This is a genomic window from Winogradskyella sp. MIT101101 (assembly GCF_047126865.1).
GTDB lineage: Bacteria > Bacteroidota > Bacteroidia > Flavobacteriales > Flavobacteriaceae > Winogradskyella > Winogradskyella ouciana.
Genome location: NZ_CP138982.1, coordinates 1397904 through 1410646 on the forward strand (window position 1 = coordinate 1397904; position 12743 = coordinate 1410646).

Genomic DNA, 12743 nt, shown 5'->3' on the forward strand with positions numbered 1-12743 from the left:
AATAAAATTATTATTTTAGTACTCTAAATAACTAAACAATCTACTAATGAAGAAGATAATTACACTGTGCTTATTCGTTTTTGCAATGTTTCTTGGAACAGATTCTGTAAATGCGCAATCTAATAAGATAGAAGTCAATGCAAAAGCTGCTGAAAAAACGGAAGCCTTGCATAAGTTTATAAAATTTGATGATGAGCAAAAAGAAAAGGTCTATTTAGCCGTACAGGAATATACACAGGCTACTTTAGATCTAGAGAAAGCTGAAGTTGTAAAAGAAGGTGCTGTTGAAAAAATTAAACTATTGCTTGAAGGTAAGATGAAAGCCATTTTAACTGAAGAGCAGTTTGAAAGATATCAATCGTTCCAAGAAGAATAAAAAAACCACCTTAAATAAAAAAACCTCGCTAAATGCGAGGTTTTTTTATTTACAATGTTTTCGCAATCTCTTCTACAGCAGCAATAGTTTCATTTAAGTCTTGATAAGTTAAGGCATCCGTAATAAACCAGGTTTCAAAAGCGCTTGGAGCAATATAAATACCTTTGTCTAGCATTCCATGAAAGAATTTCTTAAATGTATCATTGTTTCCTTTAGCTGCGCTTTCAAAATCGAGAACTACGTCTTCTGAAAAATGCACAGAGATCATTGAGCCCACTCTGTTTATGGTATGGGTTACATTATTTTTATTTAGCGCATCAGCTATACCATTATGAAGATATTTTGTCTTCTCCTTTAGTCTAGTCATCAACCCTTTGTCTGCCTTAATAGCTTTAAGCATAGCTAATCCAGCTGCCATAGCCAAAGGATTTCCGCTCAGAGTTCCTGCTTGATATACTGGACCCAATGGCGCAAGGAAATCCATTATTTCATTTCTTGCTGCGAAGGCACCAACTGGCAAACCACCTCCAACGACTTTACCAAAGCAAACTATATCTGCATCAATACCCTTTAATTCTTGCACTCCTCCATTAGCTAATCTAAAACCTGTCATTACCTCATCAAATATCAGAAGGATGTCATTTGCATCACAAAGTTCTCTCAAACCTTCTAAAAATCCTTCAACAGGTGGAATACAGCCCATATTACCAGCAACGGGCTCAATGATTATTGCCGCAATTTCATTAGGATTAGCTTCAACGAGCTCTTTTACATTATCAATATCATTGTAACGCGCTAATAAGGTATCTTTAGCAGTACCTTGAGTAACACCAGGACTATTTGGCGTTCCAAAAGTTACTGCTCCACTTCCTGCCGCAATTAAAAATGAATCACTATGTCCATGATAGCAACCAGCAAACTTTATAATTTTATCTTTTTTTGTAAAACCTCTTGCTAATCTTACAGCACTCATACAAGCCTCAGTACCAGAATTGACAAAACGGATTTTATCAATATTAGGTACCATTGAAACCGCGAACTCAGCTATTTCCGTTTCTAAAGCTGTTGGCATTCCGAAAGAGGTTCCTTCTTTTGTTTTTTCTATTACTGCTTCAACCACAGGAGGAAACGCATGACCCAACAACATTGGTCCCCAAGAATTGATGTAATCAATAAATCGGTTGCCATCTTCGTCATAGATATATGCTCCTTTTGCCGATTTTGCAAAAATAGGTGTACCACCTACCGCCTTAAATGCTCTTACTGGCGAATTTACCCCTCCGGGAATTACTTGCTGTGCCTCTTTAAATAAAGCACTACTTCTTTGGTATAACATAAATTAATTGGGAATCATTATTTCCTGACCCAATGCCAGGTCATTAGAACTGAGATTATTTAATTTTTTTATAGCTTCAACAGTTGTATTATAGCGTTTTGCCAATGAGTATAACGTGTCGCCTTTTTCGATAACATATCTAATAACTCCACTATTTACTCTTACAATTTCAACGTCGTTATTGCCTAAAACTTCTTGGTCATATTTATATAACTCATAACGCTCAATTAGGCTGATGAGTTTTTGAGGATATTTTCTATCCGTAGCATAACCAGCTGCCCTTAGACCTCTTGCCCAGCCTTTATAATCATCTGGTTTTAATTTGAAAAGATCAGCGTAACGTTTTCTACCGGTTAAAAAATCGGAATGATCTTCGTATGAGGATTCGGCTTTTCTATACTTTCTAAAACATTCTTGTGAAGCATCATCATCATGATAAATTTTAGCACCTTTCCAACCGTGGCATTTAATACCAAAATGATTATTGGCTTTAACCGCCAATCTTCCCCTACCCGAGCCAGATTCCAAAATTCCTTGAGCAAGGGTAATACTGGCAGGTATTTTTGATTTGCGCATTTCTGTTTTCGCAATCTCAGCATAGGTAGCAATATATTTATCTGTAGAAGAAGGCGGCTTTATTATTTCTTCTTTTTCGACTTTATCAATAGATGTATCAGCAGTTTTTACTTCAACAGTTTCCGTTTTACCTTTTTCATGCTTTTTCTTAGTTGCAATTCCTTTCTTTGGTCCGCAACTAAAAGCGAAAACAGCTAAAATCAACACTACATATTTAAAATTGAAATTCATTTTATTAATGGCCAACCCTTTTGTTTTAATTTTAGATTCATCCCTTCTATTCCCTGTAATCCACCAGTGTGTATCGCTAGTATTTTTGAGTCCTTTGGAAAAAATCCTTTATCCAGTAAATCAAAAATTCCATACATCATTTTTCCTGTATATATAGGATCTAAAGGAATGTCAAAATCTTTTTTAAACTTATTGATAAACGTAATTAACTCTGGCTTTATTTTTCCATAGCCACCGAAATGATACTTATCAATTAGTTCCCTATTTCCCTGAGTTGCAAATTTACGAATATCTTGATTTAAAAAGTCACCTTTAAGCGCAGGAAATCCTAATACTTTTTGATGCTTCTTTGATGAGTTTATCAGTCCAGAAATCGTGCCACCTGTGCCCACGCTACAACAAATAAAATCAAACTCACTATCTTCATCATTGAGAATTTCTTCGCACCCCTTTATAGCTAAGTCATTAGTACCACCCTCGGGAATCAGATAAAAATCACCAAATTCAGAATTTAGCTGTTTTATAAACTCAGTCTTAGCCCTATTTCTATACGCTTCTCTAGTAACAAACTTTAAGCGCATTCCGCAAGATTGTGCAAATTTCAGTGTTGGGTTTGTGTTTATCTTAGATTCCAATTCTTCACCTCTTATTATACCTACTGTTTTTACTCTATAAATTTTCCCTGCATAGGCTGTTGCCGCTATATGATTAGAATAAGCACCACCGAATGTAAGAAGTAAGTCGATTTTTTGAGATTTAGCCTCGAGTATATTGTATTTAAGTTTTCGGTGCTTATTTCCAGAAATAAATGGATGGATAAGATATTCTGGCTTTATAAAGACCTGATTATCAATTTGAATGTTTTTTAAATCATTATTTTTTAACATTTCAACTGATTTTTAAACAAATTTCTTATCATAATGTTAAATTAACTATATTTTTAATACATTTAAACCCAATCCCTACATAATCTATTGCAAATAACCTTCTGCATAACTGTGAGTTATGGTTATGGCTTTGTTTTAAAATATAGATTATGAATAGAACTTTACTCTTAATATTAATTTTAGCAAATTTAAACCTTTCTTTTGCACAAGACGACCCTTGTACTGCACTTCCTTTACCATTAAGCCCTGTTGGCTCTTGTACATATGTTGTAGGAGATAATACTGGAGCAACGGATTCAAGCAATCCAAATATTGATCCTCCAACAGGATGCGAACCAGTTAGTGCTAACTATAACGGTGCTGACGTTTGGTTTTATATCGATCTTGGGCCTACTACTACAAGTTTACAAATAGATTTAAATCACATACTAACGTCTACTTTTGACGATGGAGTTGTGGCTCTTTATACTGGTACTTGTGGAGGTAATTTAACCATTGTTGAATGTGATGATGATTCAGGCGATGGTTTTCTTGAAGCCAATTTTAGTGTTTTGAATGTACTTACACCAAGTACAAGAGTTTATCTTAGGGTTTGGGATTGGGGAGGAAATGACGAAGGTACATTTGAGATTTGCGCTTCAGAAGTTGTAGATCCTTGCTCCAGCATTACCAACATACCTGCCTGTGGAGCTACAGCAATAAATGCAACAATAGACTCTGGGTTTGGAGCCTTCAATGATTCAGCCTGTGAAGATGTACCTGGTGATGAAGCTATTTACTCTTTTACACCAACAATAACCGGTAATTATACAATCACACAGATATCTACTTTCGACCATATTAATTATTTATATCAAACAAGCTGTTCAGCAACAGGTTGGACATGTATTGAGGATTTATTTGGCAACAATGAAACAAGTGGTTCATTTAGTATGACAGCTGGCACAACCTATTACATTATGCTAGATTCTGAAAACAGTTCTGGCGGTAATGTTAGCTTTACCCTAAATTGCCCAGTACCCCCACCAATGTGTGGTGATACATTTTATGATACTGGTGGTCTTTCGGGAAATTATGCTAACAACGAACTAGAAACCACAACTATTTTTCCGATTACTCCAGGAGATGCGGTTACTGCGACTTTTACGTTTTTCGAAACCGAATCTTGTTGTGATGATCTATCAGTTTATGATGGTCCAGATGCTACTTATCCACTCTTAGGAACTTTTGCAGGGACAGGAATTCCTGGTCCTTTTACATCCAGTGATCCATCTGGTGCGCTAACCTTTGTTTTTGATAGCGATTCATCGATTACTGATGGAGGATGGGCAGCAGACATAACGTGCGCTCCTTATGTTCCGCCGACTGTTTGTGGATCTACATTTACTGATAGTGGTGGTACAGGTGGTGATTATTCTAATAATGAAAATACAACTACAACATTAACACCAGATATACCTGGTACTAGTTTGGTTGCAACTTTTACAGCTTTCGAAACAGAAAACACCTATGATTTTCTCTACATTTATGATGGCCCTAATAATACATTCCCTCTTATAGGAACTTATACTGGTACAAATAATCCTGGTACTGTTACTTCTTCGCATGCAAGTGGTGCCTTAACATTTGTGTTTACAAGTGATAGTTCAATTACAGATCCTGGATGGGTGGCAGACATAACTTGTGTTAGTCTTTGCACGGTTTCCATCACAGATACTAATTACCCTATAGGATCAGATGAATGTAACTTAGATTATGTTGAACTCGATGCAAATGTCCCGCCTCCTCCAGCCATTACAACAGTTTATTCTGAATCTTTTGATGGAGCAACTTTTCCTGCGGGTTGGACAATTGCTAATGGAGCCGCAAGTGCTGATTGGATTATATCAAATACAACTAATGCAGGTGGTACAGCTAATGAAGCTATGTTAGATTGGACTTCTGGTTCTGATATTTCAACATGGACTTTAGCTTCACCAGCTATCACAATAACTGGTTATACAAACCTTCAACTAAGCTTTAATCACGATTTGTGGCAGTTTGGCACTAATTTTTCAATATTTTTGGAAACTTCCTTAACTGGAGGTGCTCCATGGACTACGCAATATACTGTGGCAAATCCTCCCGATATAACCGAAACACGAAACGTAGATATATCTTCATTGGATGGAAATAACACACTCTATTTTCGATTTAGACTTACTGGTGATTCATTTGATATTTTCCACTGGGCTATTGATGATATAACAATTTCAGCAGACGCTGCACCTTCTCCACCAGAAGTCACATGGTCACCAGCTGTTGGTTTATATACAGATTCAGCACTTACAATACCTTATGTATTGGGCAACTATGCCGGCACAGTATATGCTGCACCTAATGGTGTACAAACCTATACGGCTACCGAAACAGCTAATGGTTGTACAGATATGGTTACGGTTACCTATAATAAAAAAGTATGGAATGGTACTCCTAGCAATACAGATTGGAATACCGCTACTAATTGGTTTCCTAATGGAGTACCTTCAGCGGCCAATTGTATAGATATAGTTGATACAGGTGGTAATAATCCAATAATTGATGGGACAACAGATGGATTTGGTTATAACTTAACTATTGAAGCTGATGCAACACTAACAATAGACGATGACGATTCTGACGCCAATTATGGAAGTTTAACCATAACGGATTTTATAGATTTACAAGGCAACTCGGTTTTACATATTCGTAATAATTCAAAATTAATTCAGGTTAATGAAGGAGCACCAAATGCCAATAACAATACTGGAATTGGCACACTAATTTTAGACAGAGCCCCAAATATAAGTCAAAGTGACTATGTGTACTGGTCGTCTCCAGTTTCTAATTTTAGTCTTTCAAATATTTATGGAATAAATACACCTGGAGCCACTTATAGATGGAGACCAACAATACCTAACGGAACTATTTCAGTACCACCAGGACCATGCGTTAATGCAAATATACCTATTTGTTATGGTGATTGGGAAAATTATTCTGGCAATATGGATATCGGTAGAGGTTATATATCTAATGGCCCAACAGATCAAGGCCAAACTGCCACTAATTATCAGACCTCAATTTCTGGAATTATTCCAAATAATGGGATAATAACGCGTGTTATTGAAAGCGGAAATAATAGCCCAACATATTGTAGCTTTTCGTATCAACCCTATGGTAACGATTTTGTTACAGTCACACCATTCGACGACAATTGGAATCTTATAGGTAATCCATACCCATCCGCCATTAGTGCTAATGCCTTTATCACTTATGATGATGGCACTAGAGACAACAACTTAATTGAAGGAGCGGTACATATTTGGACACATGGCACTGACCCAAATGCTGGTAATCCCGATCCTTTTTATGATGATTATGGTTTAAATTATAGCCCTAATGATTATTTAACTTATAACTTATCTGGTACAAACACATATCCCAATGAAGTTACAGCAACTGATTACTATATTGGATCTGGTCAAGGATTCTTTGTGCTAGCACTTAATGACAATGAAACTGGGAGTGTAACATTTAGTAATACAATGAGAGATATAGGGAATGACAATAGTAGCTTTTACAGAAGTAGTGATCCAATCTCTGAAACGACTAATACCATTGAGCGTCATCGTATATGGCTCAATTTAAGCAACGAAAATGAACAAACTTCTAGCACTATGGTTGGTTATATTGAAGGAGCAACCCAAGCAAAAGACAGGTCTTATGATGCTTACACTTTTGAGTCTAACACAATGAATATTTATTCAATGCTAGATAATGAACGTATGGTAATACAAGGACGTCAATTACCCTTTGAAATTGAAGACCAAGTACCATTAGGCATTGAAATCTTACAAAATGATATTTACACAATTTCTATTAGTGGTGTCGATGGATTATTTGAAGGAACTAACACACAAGATATTTACCTCGAAGATACTTACGAAAATATAATCCATGACTTGCGCGACAGTCCTTATAATTTTAATTCAGGTGAAGGCACATTCAACGACAGATTTATACTAAGGTATACTAATTCTAGCCTGAGTGTCGAAGATTTTGACAGTGTAAACGGAGTTCAGATATTTGAAGAAAATGAAAACATCGTAGTTGAATCTGATTATGAAAACATTCAATCTATAGAAATTTACGACATTTTAGGAAGAAACCTTTTTGCCAATAAATCAATTAACAGAAATCGTTTCAATATCAATGCCATAAGACCAAATGAGTTGACCTTATTCTTAAAAATAAGACTAACAGATGGTAAGCAAAAAATTGCAAAGATTATTTTCTGACAAAATTTATAAAATTGTATAAAGGCCTGGATTTTAAATAATATAGGTCTTTTTCTTTTCTGTATGCTTCTCGTTCAAAAGAGATATTGCGATAGGCACGTTTCCAGTTTTTATACTGAATCAATCGAATAAAAAACTCAAAGGCGTATAAAATAAAAAACGGAATAATCAATAATTCTAGCTGTTGTCTAAGGTGGATTTTTTCATGATTTATCAGCACTTTATTCCATTTCAAAGCTTTATATTTTAAAAACATAAATGGAAAAATAGTTATCCCAACATACCCTCTTGGCACCATATATTTTGAAATTAATATCACAATCTATCCAATTCAAAAATCAATCCAATTTACATTATCTTTGTTGATAAAGCGAATCAGTTTTGTACAAACTGAAAAACTTATAACCATTTATTAAAAGTATAAACAACCGAGTTCTCTTTCCTTGGGAAAGGGTTAGGGATAGGCCTATGAAGAAATATGTCCCAATTGAAGACGGAGATTACTATCTAACGCCCGAAGGCTATCGCTGTTTTACCGAACAATATCACCTTAAACGTGGCTATTGTTGCGAAAGCGGATGCAGGCATTGTCCATACGGATTCAATTCTAAGACCAACAATAAAGATTCAATACAATAATGCAAGAGTTAAAAGTTCCATTCAAAGATCAAATATTAGAAGGCATACCAGAGATTTTACCAGTGCCAAAAGTGTATGATGAATCCATAAATCATGCACCAAAAAGGAAGGACATTCTAAATGCCGAAGAAAAAAAATTAGCCCTTCGAAACGCCTTGCGCTATTTTGACAAAAAGCATCACGAAATTCTATTACCTGAGTTTAAGTCCGAGCTCGAAAAATATGGTCGAATATACATGTACCGCTTCAGACCAGATTACAGAATGTACGCAAGGCCTATAGAGGAGTATCCAGCAAAATCAAAACAAGCAGCTGCCATCATGTTAATGATTCAGAACAATTTGGATTATGCTGTTGCACAACATCCACATGAATTGATTACCTATGGTGGTAATGGCGCTGTATTTCAAAATTGGGCTCAGTATCGACTGACCATGAAATATTTGGCAGAGATGAATGACGAACAAACCCTTGTGATGTATTCTGGTCATCCAATGGGCTTATTCCCTTCACATAAAGAGGCACCTAGAGTTGTCGTCACAAATGGTATGATGATTCCCAACTATTCTAAACCAGATGACTGGGAAAAATTCAATGCTTTAGGAGTTACCCAATATGGACAAATGACAGCCGGAAGTTACATGTACATTGGCCCTCAAGGCATTGTCCATGGTACGACGATTACCGTTTTAAACGGATTTAGAAAAATAGGTAAAGAACCAAAAGGTAATTTGTTCGTGACTTCAGGCTTAGGAGGCATGTCTGGCGCACAACCTAAAGCCGGAAACATTGCGGGCTGTATTACCGTTTGTGCCGAAGTTAATCCTAAAATAACTCAAGTACGCTTAGACCAAGGTTGGATTGATGAAAAGATCACTGATTTAGATGAGCTTGTTACCAGAGTCAAAAAAGCACAAGCTGAAAAGGAAACCATTTCCCTAGCTTACTTAGGAAATGTAGTTGATGTGTGGGAGAAATTTGATGAAGCCAATATTCATATCGATTTAGGAAGTGATCAAACGTCGCTTCATAATCCTTGGGCTGGAGGTTATTATCCTGCTGATATATCTTTTGAAGATGCCAACGATATGATGGCAAATAAGCCAGAATTGTTTAAAGAAAAGGTACAGGAAACCTTGCGAAGACATGCTAAGGCTATCAATAAACATACTTCAAAAGGCACCTATTTTTTTGATTATGGAAATGCATTTCTTCTTGAAGCTTCTCGTGCAGGTGCTGATGTAATGTCTGAGAATCCAACTATTGGTAGAGAATTTAAGTATCCAAGCTATGTACAGGATATTATGGGACCCATGTGCTTTGATTATGGTTTTGGGCCATTCCGTTGGGTTTGCGCATCAGGAAAACCAGAAGATTTAGCAAAAACAGATAACATTGCTTGTGATGTCTTAGAAGAAATCATGAAAAATTCCCCTAAAGAAATCCAACAGCAAATGGCGGATAACATTCAATGGATAAAAGGAGCTCAAGAAAACAAACTTGTTGTGGGTTCTCAAGCCAGAATTCTCTATGCAGATGCCGAAGGCCGAATGAAAATTGCAGAAGCTTTTAACCAAGCTATTTCTAGAGGTGAAATAGGCGAAGTTGTTCTTGGAAGAGATCATCATGATGTTTCAGGTACAGATTCACCCTACAGAGAAACGAGCAACATTTATGATGGTTCTCGTTTTACAGCAGATATGGCCATTCACAATGTTATTGGTGATAGTTTTAGAGGTGCAACTTGGGTCAGTATTCATAATGGTGGTGGAGTTGGTTGGGGAGAAGTGATTAACGGTGGTTTTGGTATGGTTCTTGATGGTACTAAAGAAGCATCAACACGGTTAAAAAGGATGTTGTTTTGGGATGTTAATAATGGTATCTCAAGACGCAGTTGGGCTCAAAATGAAGGTGCTGTTTTTGCTATAAAACGTGCCATGGAAATAGAGCCTAATTTAAAAGTAACTTTACCTAATGAAGTTGATGATAATCTATTTTAAACAATTAAAAAAAAAGTGATATGAAGAAACTACTTAAATTTACACCGATTTTAGTTTTCGCCATCCTTCTATCTTCTTGTAGTTCAGTTAGAGTTGCAGCCGATTATGATAGAGAGGCAAATTTTGACAACTACAAAACCTTTGCATTCTTTAAACCTGGAATTGACAAAGCAGAGATTAACGATATTGATAAACGTAGAATATTAAGAGCTATTGAAGCAGAGCTAATGGCAAAAGGCATGACCAAATCCGAAAACCCTGATATGCTCGTTAGTATTTTTACAAAATCTACTCAACGTGTTGATGTCTACAACAATGCCTGGGGCTTCGGTGGCTGGGGCTGGGGCGGTTTCAATCGTTGGGGCTGGGGCTGGGGACCTGGCTGGGGAGGAAGCAATGTTTCCACCAGAACAGAAGGTATGCTTTTTATTGATTTTATAGACACTAGCGAAAAAGAATTGATTTGGCAAGGCTCTGGTACTGGTTATTTAACCACAAGAAATATAGAGAAAAAAGAAGAGCGAATTAAAGAATTTGTTGCCAAAACTTTGGAGCAATTTCCACCTGAAGAATAATTCAATTTAAATATAAAATTACTTAAGCACTGGTTTTTACCAGTGCTTTTTTTATTCCTTTTAATGAGTAATTAGGCTATAATTCTAAATACTTTATCTTTGCCGACTTCTAAAAGATATAGTTATGATATTAGGTCACACTACAAGAAAAAACTTCACCCAAAACCCTAAGAATGATATTCTTTCAGGTTTAACCGTTGCGCTGGCACTAGTACCCGAGGCCGTAGCTTTTGCTTTTGTAGCTGGTGTAGATCCTCTAGTTGGACTATATGGTGCATTTATGATGGGAATTGTCACCGCATTATTTGGTGGTCGACCAGGAATGATTTCAGGTGCTACAGGTGCAATGGCCGTAGTTATGGTACATCTTATTCAAAAAGGAAATGAAGTTGGTTTAGCATTAGACACACCTGTAGATAACCTAGGATTGCAGTGGCTATTTATAACACTTCTTTTTGTTGGTGGTATTCAAATTTTGGCGGGTGTTTTTAAGCTGGGGAAATTTGTACGATTGATTCCACACCCAGTTATGATGGGCTTTGTTAACGGTTTGGCTATTGTTATTTTCCTTTCTCAATTAGGATTATTTCCTAATGCTGTTCCGAAAGATATTTCGTTTTTAGATAATACGTCAGAATGGTTTTCTGCATTGTTCTCGAATGCTACATTCTGGAAGATGATGGGATTCATTGGTTTGACAATGGGTATTATGTATGGACTACCTAAACTTACAAAGAAAATTCCAGCGGCTTTAATAGCCATAATTGTTGTGGCTTGTATTACAATTTTTGGTGGTATAGAAGTCAGTACTGTTGGTTCGTTTATTGCTGAAGGTGGCGGAAATGGTTTAGAAGGTGGACTACCAACATTTCAAGATCAAATTTTTGGATTCTTCAGAACACTTTCAGGACATTGGAGTTTAATTCTTTCGACTGCCTTCATACTTGCTGCAGTAGGCCTAATTGAATCTTTAATGACTTTAAATCTCATTGATGAAATGACAGATACAAGAGGAAACGGTAACCGAGAGTGTATAGCACAAGGTGCTGCAAATACTTTAAACGGATTATTCGGCGGAATGGGCGGCTGTGCTATGATCGGTCAATCTATTATTAATGTTGACTCAGGTGGAAGAGGCCGTCTATCTGGTGCTGTCGCTGCAATTGCGTTACTATGCTTTGTGCTATTTGGAGCTCCACTGATTGAACAAATTCCTATAGCTGCCCTAGTTGGTGTAATGTTCATGGTAGTAATCGGAACGTTCGCTTGGAGTAGTTTTAGGATTATTAGAAAAATACCTTTATCTGATGCTATCGTACTAATCGCTGTTTCTGCAATTACAGTTTGGCAAGATTTAGCTATAGCAGTTATTGCAGGAGTTATTATTTCTGCTTTAGTTTTCGCATGGAAAAATGCTACAATGATTAGAGCACGTAAACGTATGCAACCAGATGGTACCAAAACTTATGAAATTTGGGGACCTTTGTTTTTTGGATCTATTCAGAATTTTAACTCTAAGTTTGATGCCAAAAATGATCCTCAAAATGTTGAAATAGATTTTATAGAATCTAGAGTTAGTGATCATTCTGCACTAGAAGCAATCTTCAATTTAGTTGAAAAATATGAAGCTGAAGGGAAGTCTATTAAACTCAAACATTTAAGTGAAGATTGCAAAGTATTACTTCGTAAAGCAAGTCCAAAGTTTGAAGAAGTGATTATTGAAGCGGTTGACGATCCGCGTTACCATTTAGCAGCAGATCCTGAAAAATTTACAAAACCACTTTCTGAATATAACATGTAATTCTCT

Annotated in this window: 9 protein-coding genes; 6 read left to right on the plus strand and 3 right to left on the minus strand. The window is 36.4% G+C overall.

From position 1 onward, the window contains the following. Positions 1-46 precede the first annotated feature (46 nt). Positions 47-376 (plus strand): hypothetical protein, encoded by a 330-nt coding sequence (locus SIB89_RS06550; RefSeq protein WP_412561603.1) that lies wholly within the window; start codon positions 47-49, stop codon positions 374-376. A gap of 49 nt (positions 377-425) precedes the next feature. On the opposite strand, the gene hemL is transcribed toward SIB89_RS06550, so the two are convergent. From hemL to SIB89_RS06565, 3 genes are read right to left on the minus strand one after another with little or no spacing between them, the layout of a single operon-like run. Continuing rightward, positions 426-1712 carry a glutamate-1-semialdehyde 2,1-aminomutase gene (gene hemL / locus SIB89_RS06555; protein ID WP_412561604.1) on the minus strand — a complete coding sequence of 429 codons (1287 nt, stop codon included), beginning with the start codon at positions 1710-1712 and terminating at the stop codon, positions 426-428. 3 nt (positions 1713-1715) lie between these two features. Next, on the minus strand, positions 1716-2519 hold the full coding sequence (locus SIB89_RS06560) for a glucosaminidase domain-containing protein (protein ID WP_412561605.1): 804 nt from the start codon (positions 2517-2519) through the stop codon (positions 1716-1718). Then, entirely contained in the window at positions 2516-3406 is an 891-nt protein-coding gene (locus SIB89_RS06565) for a 1-aminocyclopropane-1-carboxylate deaminase/D-cysteine desulfhydrase (RefSeq protein ID WP_412561606.1), read from the minus strand. Before SIB89_RS06565 ends, SIB89_RS06560 begins: the two co-directional genes overlap by 4 nt. 149 nt (positions 3407-3555) lie before the next feature. Between SIB89_RS06565 and SIB89_RS06570 the strand changes: the two genes are divergently transcribed. The 5 genes from SIB89_RS06570 (at position 3556) to SIB89_RS06590 (ending at position 12737) form a co-directional block, all read left to right on the plus strand. Further along, positions 3556-7722 (plus strand): CUB domain-containing protein, encoded by a 4167-nt coding sequence (locus tag SIB89_RS06570; protein ID WP_412561607.1) that lies wholly within the window; start codon positions 3556-3558, stop codon positions 7720-7722. A gap of 468 nt (positions 7723-8190) precedes the next feature. Next, positions 8191-8361 carry a DUF5522 domain-containing protein gene (locus SIB89_RS06575; protein ID WP_162306989.1) on the plus strand — a complete coding sequence of 57 codons (171 nt, stop codon included), beginning with the start codon at positions 8191-8193 and terminating at the stop codon, positions 8359-8361. After that, on the plus strand, positions 8361-10361 hold the full coding sequence (locus SIB89_RS06580) for a urocanate hydratase (RefSeq protein ID WP_412561608.1): 2001 nt from the start codon (positions 8361-8363) through the stop codon (positions 10359-10361). The genes SIB89_RS06575 and SIB89_RS06580 overlap by 1 nt, the downstream gene beginning before the upstream one ends. Before the next feature lie 20 nt (positions 10362-10381). Further along, positions 10382-10936, plus strand: a complete 555-nt coding sequence (locus SIB89_RS06585; protein ID WP_155090073.1) for a DUF4136 domain-containing protein — start codon at positions 10382-10384, stop codon at positions 10934-10936. A gap of 124 nt (positions 10937-11060) precedes the next feature. Beyond that, on the plus strand, positions 11061-12737 hold the full coding sequence (locus SIB89_RS06590) for a SulP family inorganic anion transporter (protein WP_412561609.1): 1677 nt from the start codon (positions 11061-11063) through the stop codon (positions 12735-12737). Positions 12738-12743 lie beyond the last annotated feature (6 nt).